20 protein-coding genes and 1 pseudogene are annotated in these 18,826 nt (G+C 41.0%); 4 read left to right on the top strand and 17 right to left on the bottom strand.

The window, feature by feature from the left end; genetic code table 11:
* Positions 1 to 306 precede the first annotated feature (306 nt).
* The 3 genes from AC3ITD_RS04580 to AC3ITD_RS04570 form a co-directional block, all read right to left on the bottom strand.
* Positions 307 to 1,374, bottom strand: coding sequence for an NAD(P)H-dependent flavin oxidoreductase (locus tag AC3ITD_RS04580; protein WP_489364390.1), 1,068 nt, complete (start codon positions 1,372 to 1,374; stop codon positions 307 to 309).
* A gap of 462 nt (positions 1,375 to 1,836) precedes the next feature.
* Complete coding sequence (locus AC3ITD_RS04575) at positions 1,837 to 2,007, bottom strand: LuxR C-terminal-related transcriptional regulator (RefSeq protein WP_489364388.1); 171 nt, start codon at positions 2,005 to 2,007, stop codon at positions 1,837 to 1,839.
* A 632-nt stretch (positions 2,008 to 2,639) separates the two neighbouring features.
* Positions 2,640 to 3,671, bottom strand: a complete 1,032-nt coding sequence (locus AC3ITD_RS04570) for a hypothetical protein (protein ID WP_489364386.1) — start codon at positions 3,669 to 3,671, stop codon at positions 2,640 to 2,642.
* Between the two features lie 294 nt (positions 3,672 to 3,965).
* On the opposite strand from AC3ITD_RS04570, the gene AC3ITD_RS04565 reads away from it, so the two are divergent.
* Positions 3,966 to 4,433, top strand: a complete 468-nt coding sequence (locus AC3ITD_RS04565; protein WP_489364384.1) for an Lrp/AsnC family transcriptional regulator — start codon at positions 3,966 to 3,968, stop codon at positions 4,431 to 4,433.
* 177 nt (positions 4,434 to 4,610) lie between these two features.
* Here AC3ITD_RS04565 and AC3ITD_RS04560 read toward each other — a convergent pair whose 3' ends face one another.
* From AC3ITD_RS04560 to AC3ITD_RS04530, 7 genes and pseudogenes are all read right to left on the bottom strand, one after another.
* Positions 4,611 to 5,120 carry a DUF932 domain-containing protein gene (locus AC3ITD_RS04560; RefSeq protein WP_489366630.1) on the bottom strand — a complete coding sequence of 170 codons (510 nt, stop codon included), beginning with the start codon at positions 5,118 to 5,120 and terminating at the stop codon, positions 4,611 to 4,613.
* Between the two features lie 3 nt (positions 5,121 to 5,123).
* Entirely contained in the window at positions 5,124 to 6,935 is a 1,812-nt protein-coding gene (gene ltrA, locus AC3ITD_RS04555; RefSeq protein WP_489364382.1) for a group II intron reverse transcriptase/maturase, read from the bottom strand.
* Positions 6,936 to 7,461: 526 nt separating this feature from the next.
* Positions 7,462 to 8,019, bottom strand: a pseudogene (locus tag AC3ITD_RS04550) (DUF932 domain-containing protein); the annotation flags it as partial.
* Positions 8,009 to 8,203 carry a hypothetical protein gene (locus AC3ITD_RS04545; RefSeq protein WP_489364380.1) on the bottom strand — a complete coding sequence of 65 codons (195 nt, stop codon included), beginning with the start codon at positions 8,201 to 8,203 and terminating at the stop codon, positions 8,009 to 8,011. The pseudogene AC3ITD_RS04550 and the gene AC3ITD_RS04545, both read right to left, overlap by 11 nt.
* 75 nt (positions 8,204 to 8,278) lie before the next feature.
* Positions 8,279 to 8,797 carry a hypothetical protein gene (locus AC3ITD_RS04540; protein WP_489364378.1) on the bottom strand — a complete coding sequence of 173 codons (519 nt, stop codon included), beginning with the start codon at positions 8,795 to 8,797 and terminating at the stop codon, positions 8,279 to 8,281.
* Between the two features lie 521 nt (positions 8,798 to 9,318).
* Positions 9,319 to 9,774: a JAB domain-containing protein gene (locus AC3ITD_RS04535; protein ID WP_489364376.1), complete on the bottom strand. Its 456-nt coding sequence runs from the start codon at positions 9,772 to 9,774 to the stop codon at positions 9,319 to 9,321.
* A 577-nt stretch (positions 9,775 to 10,351) separates the two neighbouring features.
* Positions 10,352 to 11,128, bottom strand: a complete 777-nt coding sequence (locus AC3ITD_RS04530; RefSeq protein ID WP_489364374.1) for an SDR family oxidoreductase — start codon at positions 11,126 to 11,128, stop codon at positions 10,352 to 10,354.
* A 118-nt stretch (positions 11,129 to 11,246) separates the two neighbouring features.
* Here AC3ITD_RS04530 and AC3ITD_RS04525 point away from each other — a divergent pair, with 118 nt between their 5' ends.
* Entirely contained in the window at positions 11,247 to 11,564 is a 318-nt protein-coding gene (locus AC3ITD_RS04525) for a winged helix-turn-helix transcriptional regulator (RefSeq protein WP_489364372.1), read from the top strand.
* Positions 11,565 to 11,868: 304 nt separating this feature from the next.
* Here the strand turns inward: AC3ITD_RS04525 and AC3ITD_RS04520 are convergent, their stop codons facing one another.
* The 4 genes from AC3ITD_RS04520 to AC3ITD_RS04505 form a co-directional block, all read right to left on the bottom strand.
* Positions 11,869 to 12,198 carry a nuclear transport factor 2 family protein gene (locus AC3ITD_RS04520; protein ID WP_489364358.1) on the bottom strand — a complete coding sequence of 110 codons (330 nt, stop codon included), beginning with the start codon at positions 12,196 to 12,198 and terminating at the stop codon, positions 11,869 to 11,871.
* Positions 12,199 to 12,209: 11 nt separating this feature from the next.
* On the bottom strand, positions 12,210 to 13,190 hold the full coding sequence (locus AC3ITD_RS04515; RefSeq protein ID WP_489364356.1) for a zinc-dependent alcohol dehydrogenase family protein: 981 nt from the start codon (positions 13,188 to 13,190) through the stop codon (positions 12,210 to 12,212).
* Positions 13,191 to 13,264: 74 nt separating this feature from the next.
* Positions 13,265 to 13,570 (bottom strand): ArsR/SmtB family transcription factor, encoded by a 306-nt coding sequence (locus AC3ITD_RS04510; protein ID WP_489364370.1) that lies wholly within the window; start codon positions 13,568 to 13,570, stop codon positions 13,265 to 13,267.
* Between the two features lie 308 nt (positions 13,571 to 13,878).
* Entirely contained in the window at positions 13,879 to 14,463 is a 585-nt protein-coding gene (locus AC3ITD_RS04505; RefSeq protein WP_489364368.1) for a Crp/Fnr family transcriptional regulator, read from the bottom strand.
* 538 nt (positions 14,464 to 15,001) lie between these two features.
* Between AC3ITD_RS04505 and AC3ITD_RS04500 the strand changes: the two genes are divergently transcribed.
* Both AC3ITD_RS04500 and AC3ITD_RS04495 read left to right on the top strand, forming a co-directional pair.
* A complete protein-coding gene (locus AC3ITD_RS04500) occupies positions 15,002 to 15,502 on the top strand; it encodes a cupin domain-containing protein (RefSeq protein WP_489364366.1) in 501 nt (166 codons plus the stop codon).
* Positions 15,503 to 15,599: 97 nt separating this feature from the next.
* Entirely contained in the window at positions 15,600 to 15,818 is a 219-nt protein-coding gene (locus AC3ITD_RS04495) for a hypothetical protein (RefSeq protein ID WP_489364364.1), read from the top strand.
* A gap of 141 nt (positions 15,819 to 15,959) precedes the next feature.
* On the opposite strand, the gene AC3ITD_RS04490 is transcribed toward AC3ITD_RS04495, so the two are convergent.
* The 3 genes from AC3ITD_RS04490 to AC3ITD_RS04480 form a co-directional block, all read right to left on the bottom strand.
* Positions 15,960 to 17,243, bottom strand: a complete 1,284-nt coding sequence (locus AC3ITD_RS04490; RefSeq protein WP_489364362.1) for an MFS transporter — start codon at positions 17,241 to 17,243, stop codon at positions 15,960 to 15,962.
* Positions 17,244 to 17,475: 232 nt separating this feature from the next.
* Positions 17,476 to 18,417, bottom strand: a complete 942-nt coding sequence (locus tag AC3ITD_RS04485) for an NADP-dependent oxidoreductase (protein ID WP_489364360.1) — start codon at positions 18,415 to 18,417, stop codon at positions 17,476 to 17,478.
* A 70-nt stretch (positions 18,418 to 18,487) separates the two neighbouring features.
* Positions 18,488 to 18,817 carry a nuclear transport factor 2 family protein gene (locus AC3ITD_RS04480; protein WP_489364358.1) on the bottom strand — a complete coding sequence of 110 codons (330 nt, stop codon included), beginning with the start codon at positions 18,815 to 18,817 and terminating at the stop codon, positions 18,488 to 18,490.
* Positions 18,818 to 18,826: the final 9 nt, after the last annotated feature.

Genomic DNA, 18,826 nt, shown 5'->3' with positions numbered 1-18,826 from the left:
GAACTCGGGTAATTAAATAACCTTATGATGAGTATTATGGAGCCTATCCAAAAAGTTTATTGTCACTCTTATATCGCTTAAATAAAGTCAGTATCTCGAAGTTGTAATCTCAATCAAATTGTTTATGTTTTTTTTATCAATTATCCATACTTTGAAAAAAGAGCAGCCAACAACCTTAACATCGAATTATCAACCGTACACGTGTGACTTTCTGAAAGGGTTTTTGTATTTATCGCTCTATAAGGAAAGAAATTTCCAAAGTTAAATGCTTTCCGAAGCTTTTTAAGTCACTTCCTCTCTATCAGTTCAAAATATTGGATTAGGATCTTTTCTTATTTGATCTATAAGGTATTCAAATAAGGCTTTTGTACTTCCACGCTTGCTTTGTGACACCGACTGTCCAGCCCAGAGCGAAATAATATCAGCAATTCCGCGTGACTTTCCGTATTCTCTCAACGCCGATGTTAAGCTGTTTTGATAGGTATAATAGGGTATTATCAATCCTGAACTTTTCATCTCTTTCATAAAATTGTTCCTTATCCCCCTTGCCCATTTACCGGTAAATGCCTGGGTGAGTTCCGTTGAGGTATCTCTAGAAGTGAGTACACTTTCTTTGTAAACCTCACTAGCCGCACTTTCTTCTGCCGCAATAAAGAAGCTACCCAATTGAGCACCTGCCGCCCCAAGGGCAAATGCCGCTTTAAGTGTACGCTGGTCAAATATTCCTCCAGCAGCAATGACCGGAACGGACACTGCATCCACCATCTGGGGAACAAGTGATATTAAGCCTATCTGTGGCAGGGGTTCATCTTCAATAAAGCTTCCTCGGTGCCCGCCGGCTTCAATACCCTGAGCAACGATGACATCCACCTCGGCTTTATCCAGCAATGTCGCTTCATTGACACTTGTTGCGGTTCCTATCAGTTTAACGCCCCGGTCTCTAAACTTTGAGATTACTTCCGGCTCAAGCAAACCAAAAGTAAAGCTTACGATGGGAACCTGTTCATCCAGCACAACATCCACCAAGTCGAGGTGATTATAAAACTGATAAGCGGCAATTGGCTTACGTTCAAAGGGCAAACTGTATTTTTGATGAAGCGCTTCGAGGTACGTCTCCATTTTTTGAAAGTTCTCTTCAGTAACCTTTTTTGCAAGTGAATGAGCAAAAAGGTTTACTGCGAAAGGCCTATTGGTTTTATCCTTCGTTTCTCTGATAAGAGCTATGGTTTTTTCCGGTGAAAGTCCACCTAATGGCAAACAACCTAAGCCGCCTGCATTGGCTACCGCTGCTACCATTGCAGGTGTGGTAACCCCTAGCATAGGGGCTTGAACAATTGGATAACTGATATTCAGCAACTGATTAAGATCTTTCATAAACGATACATCAAACTTAATTCAAAATTGTTTATTATATTCCTAAATTAAGATAACTGATTAAGAAATGAAAAATCTCGATCTCATCAGTTATTTATCACCTGATCTTTAATTTACAAAACCTGTCATAGGTAAAGAGGAGTATGAATAATATGAGAAGGGAGAATTTCGAATACGAAGCAAAAAATTGTCAGTTGATCCTGATGAGGGCAGAAATAATAAAACTGGGGTTCGACTCAACATTTACCGACGCGGCAGCTATTGAACAATTAAAGCCCAAATTTTTAAGTTAATCGATTCCTTTCCACATTCATATGAGATGATGGCATTGTGGATCTTTTTTTGGTTTTTTGCTGAAGTGAAAAATTCTCATAAACGCTTTTCTACCAAAATGCCTTTGACTTATATCAACTACTTCAATATAAATAAATCCTATTTATTATTTGTAAGTAAGAAGATTATTTAAGCTTTCAACAGTCCATATCTGTAGGCGAAAGACACTAATGATGCTGCGTTTTTAGTTCGGGTCTTTGAGATCAGATTTTTGCGTAGACTTTCAACCTTGGAGGGTATAACATTTAACTCTGCACCAATCTCACTGTATGTTAATCCTTGCGCGATCAATTCTATCATTCTAATATCCTGGGTATTAATGCCCATTATATTTGGTAGGATGTTTTTATCGGGATTCATGAACCAAAGATAATTAAACAATACACTCCTTATCAATATTTGACTAACTAAAGCTACAAATAATTGTTTTTTTGACAATTATTATACCTATTTCATCTTAGTATGTAACAAGCATATAGATAGGCTACCTGTCGTTGAGCTTAAGACTGTAAAGATATTTAAAGCTTTAATGGACTTATTGGAAATATGAGGTTTCTAGCTACCTTTTACATGGTACAATAAAGCCGGGCTATTAGTCAAGACGAAATTAATGATCAGCCAATATATCATTATTACAAGAATTTTTGCATTATTATTAGTAAAGCAACTGATCAAAAAGGCAATCAAACGGACAAATCATTTCTGGCTCAAATTCTAGTAAAACAGAAAGGCCGGCATCCACCGGCCTTGCCAGTCACAACTAAACTAGTTAATCATTCTTTTTATGATTCGATAACTAAATCCATCTACCATCACTGTGCTCATTCCGCTTCTGACGCTTCAGGACAATCCAATTTAACACGGTAGTTATCAGGTAAATCATCAGAAGAATAACTACCAAAATTTCTTCAGGCTCCATAAAACTTTCTATTCTAATTACGAGTTATAAGATCCGACTCATATTCCCTCATGATGTCAATAAGCGAGATAAGCTCTTTTTCTTTGGTAGAACAGATCATGACCAAAAAGTCGTTCTGGCTACTCCAGGTTACAGATGAAAAGTTTCCGGCGCTAAGCAAAGAAGCGAATAGAAGTTTTTCCTTTGGCTCGAATAGGCAAAATCGTACCGCAAGATTCGATCGGTACGCGGGCATGACCGGCGCGTAAAATTTAAGGTTGCGCTCGATTTCACTGTACAGGGCTTTGGCAGATTTTTCCAGATGAAGCTTATTAATGGCAATTCCACCCGTTTTCTCTAAACTTTTCAATGCAGTACAGGCAAACAGGATGCTCTTTAAACACCGTGTAGTCAAATTGGTATGTTCATCGATCAGTAAACTGCTTTGCAACATTTTTGAAGCCCTACCGGTCAAAAAACTATTTTTAACAATTATCAAACATAGATGATCGGAAACAAAAGGGTTACCTGCATGGGCATATACCAGGTCAAAGGATTTAATGTCATTACCGGAAAGAAATAAATCAGCAGACATATCACAGATTAAAGGGATGCCGATTCGAGGATACCGGGGTATTGTATTTCCCTGCTGTTCATTGGTTGAGGTGACATGCAAAAAGGAAACATTTTGGGGAATCCAGTCCATTCCAGGAATATAAGAGTAGGCTGATTCCCTTGAAGAACCGGTTATTTCCACCTCCAGATAGGCTCTGGCACTTCTTATCGTCGCGGACGATCGCTGACCGGAGTCGAGGTAGGCTGCCCGGTTAGTTCTGTGATCATTCAATAAAGATGCAATACTAAAATCTTTTTCATTTTCTGTATTCAGAATCAGGATATGATAATCATCGGGTATATCTAATAATTCTCCAATTAAGGAGCGGGCCTCAAACAATTTCTCAAGCAGGCGTAGACTTCGACCAGGTGTTGAACCCGGGATTCTCTGCAATCGATCTGAAGTAGGTCCTAGAGCTGATGCGCTGTTCTTAAAGTTTCCGTTATCCATGGATTTGCATTTATTTCGACAAAGGTCACCAGTATGCTTTTTATCAGAAAAAAATAACTAAAAAATGGTCAAAAATACTTTTATGGTAAATTTGAAAGGAACAATATTTTGCAGGCAACACAACAAACCAGGGACAATAAAATTATATTCTATTGTGCGGATCCGAAAACCGAGACATACTGTAATAGGTACACTATCAACGTTTTAACAATTAACAAAATATCGGTAAGTGGTGATAGCGGCGTAATTTTGATATCTTTGGCTCAACCAAATATCAAAGACCATACTATAAAAATGACAAAATTCTATTTAGACGATATCGACAGCGGGATTTTGAATTTATTACAGGTTGACGGGGAACTAACCTACAAGGAACTCTCCTGCAAACTGCAACGGAGCAAAACGAACATAGTTGACCGGATCAAAAACTTAAAGGCGAAGGGCCTGATCGAAAAGCAGGTGGTACTGGTCGATGTTCAGAAAATCAGAAATATTTTTACTGCGTTTCCTCATGTGCAGCTAAATAGCCATGCGCAGGATGCGATTGATTCCTTTAAAGAGCAGATGAGTTTTCATTGTGAAGTAATGGAATGTTATCATGTCACGGGAAATTTTGATTTTATGCTCAAAATAGTCACCAGTGATATGGTATCCTATAATGAGTTTCTGAGAGACAAAATCGCTTCGAACCCTCTGGTCGGTGCGATACAGAGTTTTATGGTATTATCTCAAAGCAAACGGGAAACAGCCTATATAATTTAGGTTATCAGTGCAAGATAACTGTGATAGCTCCAGGATTGGAATGTGCGTGACAGGACTTAATGCTGACCTGAAGCGCGGAGCGCTCCCGGGAATGCTAAAGAATTTTAAGGAAACTGCATGACCGTTTGTTCCTCAGTGCGCTGAAATTAAAAATGAGGTGGCATAAGCCACCTTCATTTAAAAGGGCATGATCTGATGATGGGTTGAGAAATACATACTGAGGTCAAAAGCCCGTTGTGCACGTTGTAGACCTGTGCCAAACATGATACTTTTAAGCTTACTTTGTTCATCTGGAAACTTACGCACATTTTGAAAATATCCGGTAATGGCGTTGTAAGCGCCGAAAACTGTTCCTTTCGTCGTAAGCTGTTGCTGGGAAGGTGCTGACAGTGCATATTCATAGACATCTTCTACCATGTTGAGATAATGACTGGAAAGGTGGTGAAAATCTTCATTTTTGAGACTTTTTAGCACCTCCTTCCCTGGTGCCATTGCCACTTCTATTAATTTTCGTACCTGCTGATCCGAAATTCGAACATTTGACCAAAGATTAAAAATCTGTTCCATTTCTGTAGCAAGCTGATCGGTGATCCCGAGCAGCTGATGTGCCTGTTTGAGCCGGTCTACGGCGCTGGCGGTATGCCGGATCTTTATGCTATTACTCTTATTGCGGAATGCGGCATTCAGAGGTTAGGGTGAGGTCACGGGTCGCCCCGCAACCTTCCCCACAGATCTGGACGTGCCCCTTTCAGGGCATCCAGCTCCCAGACTTAACTTATCCGCATAATGTTGTCTGCGGTGACAACGCTTGTGAACTAATTGCATGTTTGATAATTTGTTGTCCATTCGATTCTTGTTCTTATGGTGTCTTTCCCATGATTCATACCAGTGCAACTTACTTGTACACAGGGGACAGTAGCCCTCTTGTTTCCTGTAAAGTTTCTCTGCCATTGACCCCGTTAATATTGCGTTTCTGCAACTCCAATACTCGGTATCTCCATCAAAAGGGCTCCTTGCCGTTTTAACTTTCTTCCATAGAACAGCAGTACTTATATCAAATATGCCAAATGCGACATCTCCTAAAATGTAACGGTCAACTAACCTTCCTTTTCGTTCTACTTTCCCCACATACCGTTTCATAAAGTCATGTCGGCTACTACGATGTTTATGCACATCTTCATACGCTTTATAGAGAATTGAATCCAACTCCCGTCTTAGCTTCATAAATCCATGTGACGCATCCATAGCCCATTTGTAATAATTCAGCCACCCGTTGACCATCATTCTCAAATGGTCTGCCTTTTTAGTAAGTTCACTTTTGTTACTGTACTCAAATAACCGAATCATTTTCGTCCATTCTCTGATTTTCTTTGCGAAAGCATACACTTTATCAGGGTCGGGGTAAAACGTAACTTTTTGTAATTTGTCATGCTTTCCACTTCTCCATTTATCGAATACAAAGCCAAGGAACTTGAAGCTTTCGCCTTTGTGGAATTCTACCTGTCGGGTCTTGGATTCACTAAGTTTTAGCCCTCGTTTTTCCAATATCTTGGGTAGTACTTCCATTACCCTTTCTAAGTAGTCTTTATTTTCGCATACAATGACAAAATCATCTGCATACTGCATAAATCCTACTGATGGTGAGTGTTGCCTATGTCTGTTTTTAACATTGGTAACAAAACTCACAAAGGGTTTAAGGTTCCTGTCCTTTGGTGTCCTTGTTATTATCAAGTGATTATAGAGTTCAAAATCAATTCCCCATAATCCGATATTACACAATAGAGGGCTAATTACTCCGCCTTGCGGAGTTCCAGCTTCGGTCTCATGTAATATTCCATCATCAATATAACCGCATTTAAACCACTGGTTGACGGCACGTAGAATGTTACTGCTTGTACCCTTTAACTTGTCCAGTATATACTGGTGGTTGAGGTTATCAAAACATCCTTCAATATCGGCATCTATCACCATAACATCGCCTTTGCGACATTTCAGATTATGCCAAACCGCCATACAGGCATCTAGGGTACATCGTCCAGGTCTAAACCCATAAATGTTCTCACTGAATTTTGCTTCCCATTCGGGTTCTAATGCAATCTTGACTAATGCCTGATAGGCTCTGTCATCGATTGTCGGAATTCCCAACGGTCTTAACTTACCGTTTGATTTCGGGATGTAGGTTCTTTTCAACGGTTTTGCCTTGTAATCTTTATCAAGGTTCAGCCTTTGAGCCAATAACAATCTTTCCTCATTACTTCGGATAACTGTCTTATCTACACCCGCAGTGTTCTTTCCTGTGTTTTCAGAGGTAACTCTTTTGACACTTAGTAATCTGGCATACGGATCTTTCAGTAAATCCCTTTGTAATCTTCTTACTTCGGTGATATTACTGGCAAGCGTTGCCCGATACATTTGATTTTGCTTTCGGAAGATACTTTGCTCGACTGTTTTCCAGTCGATGTCTTCCCATCTGTTTACTTTCAGCATTTTAGTTACTTTCATTTGTATCTTTTGTTAAATCCACAACGAATTTGGCGTATCTGGTCAACCGTAGCCAACCAGCCTTTGCTTGGTCGTTGTTCCTACCCGATATATCACATTCGTTCAAGAGTACTTATTGCTTCCCAGCAAAGTGATATTCGGTTTCCTCGTTCCTTTAACCAATGTTTGCCTAAACTTAGACCCCTCTCTATACCGCCAGTCGTGTACAAGCTTATGGATAACCCTCGAACAGACTGGGCTCCTGTTGACTGGAATACTGTACCATACGATGTGGGTACAGCGTGCTTGCTCTCGATACCTTAACGAGGTTATCATATTTAGTTCGTCCCATCTTTCTCTTGCAGCATCGCTCCGCTGGATTGACTTTTCTCCGAGCTTCCCACTCCCTGTTCTCTTGGCAGGTTAAGGGTCGGATGGACTTTGTTAGATAAGCCGCTAACACCAGCATTTCACTGAATTGGTTAAAAGTTAAATCCACCCATCCGGGTGAGACCCGTACAGCTTATTAGGCTGCACAACGAGTCGCACTATTTTGACAGACAATTCTTACCGGGGTAAATGCGGCAGAAATACTGCCATAACCATCATGGGAAGTTGTTAAAAAAATATACTGTTCGATGAGATCCACTTTTCCCACTTTAATGTAATCAGGTAGTTTTGCAGTAATGAATATTCGTTCCCCTATTCCGAGTCCCCCGACCGTTTCATATTTGATGTCGTTACTATTTTTTACAATGCTGTCGAAAAATAAAAAGGCATCGGCATTCTGAACGACCTGATAGTCCCTGCCGACAACGCCTAAAACCTGCTCAGTATCTGTTCGTACAGTAGCATAATAATTTGAAACTGGTAAGTCAGGGTGAATCATATTTTCCGCTGAGTGATTGATATGGGCGAAATTGGCATTATCCAGGCTATACAGCGGCCTTTTCTCGACCATATAATTCAGTCCTGCCAGTTGGATCGCTTCAGCACTGCTAGGATGGTCTTCCAGCACAGTGCCGAGACCGTGCCATGGTTTTTCACGAACTGAAAAGAAATTATGTCTTTTGGTTCGCTCGTTATAATTAAGGTTATGCGCCATGTTTTCTATTTTTAAGGTTTCTGATTTGGGTGGTTAGGATTTCGCAGTGTATGACCTTTACCTTTGGGGTATTGGTCATTAAAAATCTGGAGCTGTTTTCCATCTTCTGTAATGTTTCTGCAATATGTCCGTGTTGGGTATTGACTTCAACACGAACGATAAAAAAGATTTCTTCATTTTTCATAATATGCTATTCTATTTAAGTCTTTAGGATTGAAATAAATGATATCCTGCCCATAGTGCTCAAGATATAAAATTGTTAAGCCGGGATAATGATTTCTGCCTCGATTTCTGCTAAACGGTTCGTGCAGAGCTCACGGACATATAGTGCCACTGGTTTGATGATTACAGGATTTTTGGTAGAAAATTTATTTCGTTTATCATCTGTGATCTCCAGTTCGCAGCCCTGATAATAGTTGGACATGGTGTCATCTGCTTCCTGCTTCTGTTCGATTTCGAATTTATCAAGGTTATCGATGGTGTGTACCAGCCTGCCACGTTGGACCATTCTTCGGTGAAGCTCCTCTACCAGCTTCAATGTTCCTTCAAGATTGAGTGCAGGCTTATCGAAAATGTCTTTTGTTATTGACTCTTCGCTCTTTTCCCCTTTTATAGGCACGGGTGGGTTAACACTTTCAGAGGATTCCTTGTGAAATAATTTATCTTCGGCATTGATTTTTGTCTTTCCTGCCATGGGCTGATAAAACGGATTTTTCGCCGTTTTTAGGTCTATAAAGTCGGCTTTGCCGTTTGCACTGTCAATATTTTGATTTTTCATGATTTTTGATTTAGATACGGATTATAAATTCTCACTGATGCACTGGCAACCAGGGATTGGCCCAGCTTAATACAAAGCGGACAAGGGCGGACTTCTTATTTTTAATGAGTACATGGCTTAACTATTTACTTTAGTATTAAAAGTCAGTCGGCAAGAGCCTTCTGGCTTTTTGTTAAGCCACCTCTCCTTGATACAATCCAGAGGTCAAGGCAAGACTTTGCGAAAAAAAATACGCTCCCGAAGGGAGGAAGATTTTATTTCAGCAAACCCCTTGGGGCCTGGTCTTTCCGGACATCGGATTGTTCAGAAATTTGCAACTCAAAATGCCTGCAGTACTTTAGAAAAAAAAGTCCAGGAAAAAATAGAACACAGCAAAATTACCGGTCAGGGAAGTTTGAACGCTCGTGGCAGGAAGGGATGAATGAGTTGGCCATTTCTTCTGTGAGTGTTGAGGCCATAAGGCAAAGGAAATGCGTATAAAAAAAGCTCCTGTAAATCCTCGGGATTCACGGGAGCTTGAGCTATATTATTCCCTCATCAAGAAAGCTAAAAAATCCATCTGTGCAAACAATAATGTGGTCGAAGACCCTGATATCAAGCAATGCTCCCACTTCTGCGAGTTTTCTGGTCAGTTTGATATCCGCTTCACTTGGACTGGATTCCCCTGAGGGATGACTATAAGAAAGAATGATGCCACTTGCACATGCCTTGAGGGCAACGGCAAAAATAATTTTGGGGTCTGCTACAGTTCCTGCCATTCCTCCCTGAGAAATATTGACCATACCCAGTACCCGGTTTCTTCTGTTGAGAAGGATAATCTTAAATTCTTCTACGAGCTCTATTTTATCCTGATTCCAGTTTTGTAGAAGTATTTGATAGGCCTTGGCTGAACTATCAATCTGTGGTCTTTCCGAAGCTTTAAATTTTGGGCGGTAGCTGATCTCGATCTCTGCGAGCTGATAAATTGTATTTTCCATAATATTTTGAATTAATTATGGTGCCCTAAGCGGTTTTATTGACCGCCAAAGCCAAAGAAGCAACGGAATAAATGGAAAAGAGAAAGGCCGGCTGAGCGTTTATGCCGGAATTTCTTTTGCGTGCCGGGCATCAAACCTAACTTGGCACCGGATTAAATGAAACTAATTCACTTCAATGTAGAGTAAAGTTATTTTGCAAGCTATCAATATTTTTATAACTAAGGAACCAACAAGTTAAACCAGGCTGCGTCCCTTTTACCAGTGGTAGCTGTACGGCACGGAAAAGGATCAGCAGATTAATAAAAAGGGCTGAAAGAAAAAAACAATCCGGATGCATTCTTTCCTGTTTACATCTACTTTGATAAAACAAAAAACCAGCACGCTCTCATTTTTTTTTGAAATTTTATGATTTTAAATTCTGCAGCACCTTCCAGGCACTCATCTGAATCAGCGCTTTCTGTTATAAAAGAACCGGTTCAGTTGAGCACCTACAAAGACTTTTAGATAGAAATATGCCAGGAAATATCCTGGCCAGAGATCCTGGAATTCCCTATCCGGATAATTATGTAGTCTCTCTTTAGACTCCTGCCATGGAACCTCCATCAATCTGGTATACTGCGCCTGTGATATAACTGGCTTCATCTGAAACAAGGAATCTCACTAAGTTCCCGATCTCTTCGGGTTCCGCAGGTCTTCCCAGCGGAACGCCTCCGAGTTTTTCGATCAATGACTGCGTAGCTTCTTCAACGGTAATATTCAATGATTTAGCCATATTCTCCATTGCTTGGTGCATTTGGGGTGTTTTGACCAACCCGGGCGAAACAGTATTCACGCGTATCCCTTTATTTCCCAGCTCAGAAGCTAAAGCTTTACTGTAGACATTCAATGCAGCTTTTGCTGCCGAGTATGCCATCGTCATATCCCATATTGGCTGGATAGCGGGATTCATTGATATATTAATGATCACCCCACTTTTCCTTTCGACCATTAAGGGCAGAAGTGCTTTATTGATCCGTACAGCCGACATCAAATTCAATTGTAGTTCATTGTCCCAGTCTTCATCTGTTAGCGAACCGTATCCGCCGCTCGGCGTTAAATTAGCACCGGCATTATTTACGATGATATCCAGGCGACCATATTTTTCAATAATTTCCGTTGACACTATTTGAGCACCCGCTGCATTTGATAGGTCAGCGGCTATGAAATATTGTCCACCTGAACTGTCTTCAGGATTTCCCCTTGCAGTAATAACCACTGTCGCGCCGGCTTCACTTAGCTTATCTGCGATAGCTTTACCTATCCCCTTTGTTCCACCTGTAACAAGTGCAATTTTTCCGTTTAATTTGTTAGTCATAGAATTGATTTTAAATTATTTTCAAAATTAAATCTATTACTTTACTTTTGGAAGTAGTTACACAAATGGTAAGTAATACCACAATGTAAAGTATTACTATCAATCAGTTACTTAAATCATGAAAAAAATAAATAATTTTGAAGAACAGTGTGCATTTCAGGAGATACTCAAAATAATCGGCGGCAAATGGTCAATGTCCGTCATCTATATCCTGTTTTCTGGAAAGAAAAGATTTAGTGAACTGGAACGTACTGTTCCGCATATCAATACCAGGATGTTGGTTAAAGAGCTGAAGAATCTTGCCGAACACAAAATTATCACCAGAGAAGTTTTTGCCACTGTTCCGCCAACCGTGGAATATACCCTCACGGAAAGAGGTAAAAAACTAGAGCCGATAATCAATGACTTTTATAATTGGGGAGTTGAAAACCTGTAGTCGGACATTACACGAGGTAAATTCAACTCGCTGTAGCCAGACAGGTCTGGCAGTCAGGCGTTATTTCGATGCTCCGGGCCATTCATCGTAGCCATAGTAAAAGCCTAAAAACAATTTACTTGCTTTAAGAACTTGCCGAAGAGAATACATAATATTCTGTAGACCCCGCTTGTAAGTTTCTGGGTTTGATTGCCGAAAGCAGCAATCAAAAATCTCCGCTCACAGATACTTATTGTTTAATTGATCATGATAAAAAAATTCCCCGGCAATGCGGGGAATTAAACTGCTGTTTTGTGTACTTGTTTCAGATGACAAAGGATTTTACCTGATGGATCAGCCCGTCCCGGAAATTCCAGATATCGCAATAGGAACTCTTTTTGGATTCTCCATTTTTATCAAGGACTATCTCACCGAGCTCAACCAGAAAGTTTTCTTCCCGGATATATCTTTCGGTTGTGAATGTCAGCCCATCATAGGCTGTGCCGATGTACTCAAGCAGTTCCACCTTTCCGTTGAGTATTTTCTCACCCACACGCTCCCATCGTATATCATCGCTGCAGTAAGTGAGAAATTCCCTGTAGCTTCCTGCTGCCAAAGCCTGGTTGGCCGCTATGAAAATTTGTTTAATATCCATATGAACACCAGTTAATTTGCGCTTTCATCCCCGATCTGAATACCTATCTTGCCATAGAAGTCCTCATCCCCATCTCTGAACTCCAGCAGGCTGTGCGCCCTGCCTATTTCCGAAAGCGGAAAAACTTTGTTCACTACGGGCTTCAGCTTTCCCGATTCCACCAGTTTGGTAATCTCATCAAGCTTGTTCCTGTTCTGTCTGGTAAATACAAAGTGGTAGGTCGCATTTTTACCCCATGCATGGATCAGGTTCTGCGGTTTGTCAATGTCCACCAAGGTAACCACCTGGCCCAGCTGGTTCAAAACCTTTCCGCTGTCGGATAGCGTGGTACCGCCGATGGTATCGATAACAACATCCACTCCCACGTTATCGGTAAGGGCCAGAACCGCATCGATATAATTCTCTTTTTCATAATCAATGGTATAATCTGCACCAAGTTCCTTTAAAAACCGGTGGTGTATCCCCCTGGCAGTAGTATAGACAGTGGCCCCCATGGCCTTGGCGATCTGTATGGTGGGAATTCCAACACCGCCGGCGCCTCCATGTATCAATATCGTCTGGTTGATCTTCAGCTGCGCCCGTGTATAGAGCATTTCCCAGGCCGTACCGCCTGCAAGTGGAAATGTTGCCGCCTCCAGGTGGCTTATGTTTTTAGGTTTGATACCGATGATGGATTCCTTGGCCACATGGTATTCTACATAGCTCCCGGGTCCGTTAAAGATTTCAGGCGTATAATAGACCTCATCACCGACCTTGAAATTTTTGACACCTGCCCCAATCTCCACAACTACACCCGATACATCATGACCGGTGATGACAGGAAGCTGAAGCTCATTTTTATAGTCACCGCGGCGAACCTGAAAATCCAGGGGATTCACAGAGGAGGCCAATACTTTTACCAAGACCTCGCCAACGCCCGGTTGAGGGGTTGGAAGCTCTAGTATTTCAAACTTTTCTACCGAGCCGAACTCGTTTAAAACTGCTGCTTTCATATCTGTTATTTATTAATTTACTTGTTTATATATTTAGCTATTTAGGTAATTACCTAATAACGAGATCAAAAATTTTATAACTCTTCTTTGATCACCCTGGCCAACTCTTGTATGGCTTTTTCGTTGCGTTTATAATAAGTCCACTGATCTTTTCTGGTCGCCATCAAAACATTTGCGGCAGACATATTTTTAAGATATACAGAAACCGTTGGAATCGACATTTTTGCTTTTTTTGCAATGTCAGATACACAAACACCTAAGTCTGGCTTGTAGTCAACCATATCTTCCGCTGGAAAAGATCCTATAGGATCTTTTAACCAAGAGAGTATGTTCAGTCGCGTAGGGTTGGATATCGATTTTATTACTTCCAATAATTTCATGAAACAAATTTAGGCTTTTACCTAAATCCCTACAAACAAATCATTTCATTTTAACATTTTTTTGACAAAACCCCTATCATCCGACTGACTAAAGTTTATACATCCCTGTGATTATCGATTTACCCATGTTTTTTGAATCCGTATTGCATCATTGTTCTTTGGAAGTAAAATGCATAGGCAAAGACCTAGTATTTTACCTCCTTAGTACTATTCCTTGTACTTTATATCTATCTCGGTTAGAATATCGGTAATCTAAAGAAGCTGCATTCCTTGCTATTTTACAACTCCCAGAGAAGTTAAAGGAAACATTATTTCAAAACACATTTACGCTTTACACGGCTCAGGGTATCCTTGTTAATACCCAGATATGAGGCAATAATAGTCTGTGGGAAACGCTGTGAGAATTCCGGATAGCGTTCTAAAAGATCAGCGTAACGCTTCTCTGCATCGTCGCTTATCGCGGAAATAATACGGAGATTATTTGCAATTTCGTTATTTTGATCAAGCTTCACTTTCATCTGCGCATAGGCCGGAACCTGTTTAATCAGGTTAGTTTCTCCCTGACAGGTAATACAGAGGAACTCACAATCTTCCAATGCATCAATATAATACCTGCTCGGCGTGGAGTGTGAAAAACTCTCACGATCACCCAGCCACCATTCCTCGATGCCCAGGGTAACGGTTCGCTCTACCCCCTTTTCATCAACCGTATACATTCTCATAGAACCTTTTGTGATAAAGGCATATTTTCTGCAGATTTCGCCGGGCCGCAATAAAGTTTGTCTCTTTCTCAGCTTATGAGGCGTAAAGGTTTGCCTGATCAATGATTTTTCATCCTCACTGAGCGGCTCATCGGTGTATTTCTTCAGGTAGTTAAAGTAGTTGTTGTACATGATCACTGCTTAAATTGTTAAATCTTATTATTCCGAGCAATAATTTAAAAATCTCTTACACTTCCCAGGCGTAGTCTCAACGGTATGCAAAACGAATACTGCATTTATCCATGCGTCTTCGGCGCAAACGGAGTGTGTATAATTACCTATTTTCCCTAATAGTCCGATAAATCCGGGGGATACCTAGTCCATTGATTCTTTTTGGAGAAAAAAAAATCGGGAAGTAAAGAAGATTTTGTAGAATCAGAAATACGATGTATTATGTTCGAATTTTGCGTTCAATCTACAGAGTGACCGTTTTGTAGATCTACATCATCTTTTATACCTCATTGTTCTTCCTATTTTTAGCCTTCTCAAAACTATTGGAAAAAAAAGGCCTTCGAAGTTTGGAAGATTTACACTTAAGGAGTTTCTACATTTCTGAAACGACCAACGCATTGGCCCGATTGGCGGCAGCTGTATCATTAGAAAAAAACATAAGCAACCTAACGGGTGATGTCAGCCTTATTTATTAATTGATAATTAAAGACAATTTAATATGTTAGAAAACACTCATAATACAGCAGATTTTTGGAAAAAAAAGCTGGAATTATCTTCACATCCGGAAGGTGGCTACTATAAGGAAATATTTAGATCAAAACAGGAGATTTCCCGTTTCAACGAAAACAAGAAGCGAGATGCCTGTACCTCAATTTACTACTTGCTGGAAAGTAATGACTTTTCTGGTTTTCACCGGTTAAAATCAGACGAATTGTGGTATTTCCATAAGGGTAGTCCACTGTTTATTCACATCATTAATGAAAACGGAAATTATGACTGCACCGAGTTGAGCGATTCAGCTTCTGGTCAGCTTCAGGTGGTCGTGGAATCGAATTGTTGGTTTGCGGCTGAAATTCCTTCTAAATCAGGTTTCACATTAGTGAGCTGCGCGGTTGCCCCGGGATTTGATTTTGCAGAATTTGAAATGGCTGAGAGACAATATTTACTCAATCATTATCCTGATCAGGAGTTAATCATAAAAAAATTTTGCAGGATTTAAGGAAATCAATCATTTACGGAAGGAACTGACACTCTTTCGATACACCTGCACTAGGTTATACATTTGGTTTATCTGACTATAATATAAACAACAGCGTATGAAAAGCAATAATAAAAAAAGTTATCACCTTGCCGGGACAGATGGCTTTGGTTCGGAAAAGAATGTGAACGGGGCTAAAGGAAAAGGTTGCAAAATCAGTCCTACAAGTTTGTTTATACTGAGCGGCCGAAAGAACAATAAACCGGTTTTGCAACGGGGAGAAATAAGGGTTCTGAAGATCATCGTTCCAAAAAACGGACTTCGTGGACTACTATGATTGTTCACTGAAGAATCTGAATATAGATGCACCAAAGCCTCAATCCCAGCTTGTTTTACAGGAATTTTGTTTTCGGACGCAAAGTATCTGCGTTAAAACATTTGATAAGCCGGGCATTCTATAGCGGCCAACGGGGTTGAATTATTGCAGTCCGTCATCTAAAATTACCGCCTCTACCTGAACCGATCTGGTTTGCTCCACCGATTGATCATTTGTCAGTTTATTTACCCGCCACATCAAAGCTATACTGATTATCGAGATGCCAACAATTACATATCCTACAGTATCATAGTGTTCAAGAGGTGTACTTTTACCCTTTTGGGTAACAATGAGTCCTGCCACCGCAGCAGCTATTCCACCGGCAATCTGCTGCATTGAAGCATTGATACTCATAAAAGCCCCGCGATCCGCCGCGTCCGGGATTGAACTTGTCAGTGCAGAGGAGGGCACTATCCGGCTCATCATACCTATCATCATCAGGATATTCAGCAGAATAACTATAAGAAAGGGCGTAAAACCTAAGTTGGTATAGACCACACAGATCAACAGCATCCACAAGGTGGCGCCGGTAAATATTTTAAACTTATCTAATCTGTCACTAAGTTTACCGATAAGGGGCATGATGATTAGGGAACATATTCCCGAAATCATAAACAGTACAGGCAACTGAGCATTGGTCAACCCTAAGTTATTGATGGCAAAAGCACTGCCAAATGGCATCATCATAAATCCGCCGATAGAGAGCAATGCCGTAGCGGCAAATCCGATCCGGTATGTGCTCCGTGCAATGGTCTTCCACAAGTGTTTAAGTACGGACTCTTTTTGGAGTATTGAAAGGTGTGCGGCGACAGGGTTTAGCTTAAAAGCAATCAACAAGGCAATGAGGGTGCTTAGGGCTGCTATCATCCAGAACGGGGCTTCCCATCCCCAGTTATTTGCCAGATATAATCCGATGGGTACACCTAATACCTGACTGGCTCCAAAACCCATTTGAACAAAACCCATCACCCGCCCTCTTTGATGGATTTCAAACAGATCAGCAACAATTGCCATGGAAATGGATCCGATAACGCCTCCGAAAAGACCTGTAATAATCCGGGCGGTCACAAGTACCGGATAAGTTGTTGCAATGCCGCAGAAAACGGTTCCGCCGATAAAGCCAAGATAGAAAAAAAGCAATAATTTCTTTCGGTCAAAACGGTCAGCAAATCCCGCTGTAAATAAACCCGATATGCCGGCGCTGAAAGCATAGGCTGAAACTGCAAATCCGAAATCCTGCGGTTTCAGCGACATTGACCTCATCAGCATATCACCAAGGGGCGACATGACCATAAAATCAAGGATAACAGTAAACTGGGTAATAGCTAAGATGAATATTATAAATTTTTGTTTTGACGTAAATGGACTTGACTGTTTTTGTTTCATGATATTATAAGGCCTTTTTATTGCCTTGAGCGTTTAAAGTTAATTTATAGAAAAGTGCTGAGTGGTCAAAGTTTTGCATGATATACAAAAAAGGCGTCCTCTATTTCACTTAAGGTACGCCAGTTCGCTAGCCGCATGGTGTTAATGTTGTCTCCAAGTCCGCCAACTTTAAAATTCCAACGAAAATCCCCTTGTTCCGCCGTATGCCGGCAATACGTATATGGAGCTATTCCTAAATGGTAACGATAATTTTGCCCACCGTTCTTCCCGATTCCACTGCCTGGTGTGCTTTTGATATTTCCATAAATGGAAAAGTCGCTGAGACGTAGGGTTTTAAAATACCCCTGGTCAACAATTCAGCAATTTCATGCATATCCGCTCCACTTGATTCTACCAGAAAGAAATAAGCATCGATACCTGATGCTTCAGCTAATGCTTTTGTCGAAGGATCGATACTGGTTGGGAGACTGATCAGCGTTCCTCCCTTCTTTAGAAGCGGAAGTGATCGTTCGATGTTTCTCCCGCCGATCGCATCAAGCACAAAATCAAACTGGGTGAGTCTGGTATCGAGTTCACCGTTTGTATAATCAATATGTTCATCTGCGCCCAAAGTCAGCACAAAGCCTTTGTTTTTCGCTGATGAAGTGGCTACAACATAGGCGCCCAAATGCTTGGCTATCTGCACTGCAAAGTGTCCTACCCCACCTGATGCCGCATGAATCAAGACTTTCTGCTCGCTTTTTATGTTGGCCTTTTTAACGAGTGCCTGATAGGCAGTAAGGGCTGCGAGCGTAGAAGCCGCAGCATGCTGAAAAGTGGTATCCCTGGGTTTTCTTGCGAGCTGGTCTTCCGGAACAGATATGTATTCAGCATACGCTTTCCCATGTCCGGGAAAGTTTACCATTCCGAAAACTTCATCACCTGCCTTGAATTGGGATAAGTGACTACCTACCTTTTCGACAACTCCGGCAATATCCCAACCGATAATTAATGGCTTTTCATCCTTGATTCTCCCATATATACCTTTGCCCTCTCTTGTCTTGATGTCTACCGGATTAATACTGATTGCTTTTACGCGCACGAGTACATCCTGGCTACCGATTTCCGGAGTGTCTGTTTCTTGAATTTGTAAACGAGATGCATCTCCCGGTTGATCTAAAATAATTGCTTTCATTAGTGATTTTGTTTTAAACAGTCATTCCCCCGCAATGCGGGGAATTAAACTGCTGTTTTGTGTACTTGTTTCAGATGACGAAGGACTTTACCTGATGGATCAGCCCGTCCCGGAAATTCCAGATATCGCAATAGGAACTCTTTTTGGATTCTCCATTTTTATCGAGGACTATCTCACCAAGCTCAACCAGAAAGTTTTCTTCCCGGATATATCTTTCGGTTGTGAATGTCAGCCCATCATAGGCTGTGCCGATGTACTCAAGCAGTTCCACCTTTCCGTTGAGTATTTTCTCACCCACACGCTCCCATCGTATATCATCGCTGCAGTAAGTGAGAAATTCCCTGTAGCTTCCTGCTGCCAAAGCCTGGTTGGCCGCTATGAAAATTTGTTTAATATCCATATGAACACC

It is taken from the genome of Pedobacter sp. KH_004 (assembly GCF_057840755.1).
Note: the sequence above shows the minus strand (reverse complement) of the source record. Positions and strands in the feature narration are given on the sequence as shown.

Coding starts and splice junctions, on each gene's coding strand:
- AC3ITD_RS04575 (WP_489364388.1), bottom strand. CDS start 2,007: ATGATAGAATTGATCGCGCAAGGATTAACATACAGTGAGATTGGTGCA.
- AC3ITD_RS04570 (WP_489364386.1), bottom strand. CDS start 3,671: ATGGATAACGGAAACTTTAAGAACAGCGCATCAGCTCTAGGACCTACT.
- AC3ITD_RS04545 (WP_489364380.1), bottom strand. CDS start 8,203: ATGAAAAATGAAGAAATCTTTTTTATCGTTCGTGTTGAAGTCAATACC.
- AC3ITD_RS04485 (WP_489364360.1), bottom strand. CDS start 18,417: ATGAAAGCAATTATTTTAGATCAACCGGGAGATGCATCTCGTTTACAA.
- AC3ITD_RS04490 (WP_489364362.1), bottom strand. CDS start 17,243: ATGAAACAAAAACAGTCAAGTCCATTTACGTCAAAACAAAAATTTATA.
- AC3ITD_RS04505 (WP_489364368.1), bottom strand. CDS start 14,463: ATGTACAACAACTACTTTAACTACCTGAAGAAATACACCGATGAGCCG.
- AC3ITD_RS04580 (WP_489364390.1), bottom strand. CDS start 1,374: ATGAAAGATCTTAATCAGTTGCTGAATATCAGTTATCCAATTGTTCAA.
- ltrA (WP_489364382.1), bottom strand. CDS start 6,935: ATGAAAGTAACTAAAATGCTGAAAGTAAACAGATGGGAAGACATCGAC.
- AC3ITD_RS04530 (WP_489364374.1), bottom strand. CDS start 11,128: ATGACTAACAAATTAAACGGAAAAATTGCACTTGTTACAGGTGGAACA.
- AC3ITD_RS04535 (WP_489364376.1), bottom strand. CDS start 9,774: ATGGAAAATACAATTTATCAGCTCGCAGAGATCGAGATCAGCTACCGC.
- AC3ITD_RS04565 (WP_489364384.1), top strand. CDS start 3,966: ATGACAAAATTCTATTTAGACGATATCGACAGCGGGATTTTGAATTTA.
- AC3ITD_RS04510 (WP_489364370.1), bottom strand. CDS start 13,570: ATGAAATTATTGGAAGTAATAAAATCGATATCCAACCCTACGCGACTG.
- AC3ITD_RS04515 (WP_489364356.1), bottom strand. CDS start 13,190: ATGAAAGCAGCAGTTTTAAACGAGTTCGGCTCGGTAGAAAAGTTTGAA.
- AC3ITD_RS04480 (WP_489364358.1), bottom strand. CDS start 18,817: ATGGATATTAAACAAATTTTCATAGCGGCCAACCAGGCTTTGGCAGCA.
- AC3ITD_RS04520 (WP_489364358.1), bottom strand. CDS start 12,198: ATGGATATTAAACAAATTTTCATAGCGGCCAACCAGGCTTTGGCAGCA.
- AC3ITD_RS04495 (WP_489364364.1), top strand. CDS start 15,600: ATGAAAAGCAATAATAAAAAAAGTTATCACCTTGCCGGGACAGATGGC.
- AC3ITD_RS04500 (WP_489364366.1), top strand. CDS start 15,002: ATGTTAGAAAACACTCATAATACAGCAGATTTTTGGAAAAAAAAGCTG.
- AC3ITD_RS04540 (WP_489364378.1), bottom strand. CDS start 8,797: ATGAAAAATCAAAATATTGACAGTGCAAACGGCAAAGCCGACTTTATA.
- AC3ITD_RS04525 (WP_489364372.1), top strand. CDS start 11,247: ATGAAAAAAATAAATAATTTTGAAGAACAGTGTGCATTTCAGGAGATA.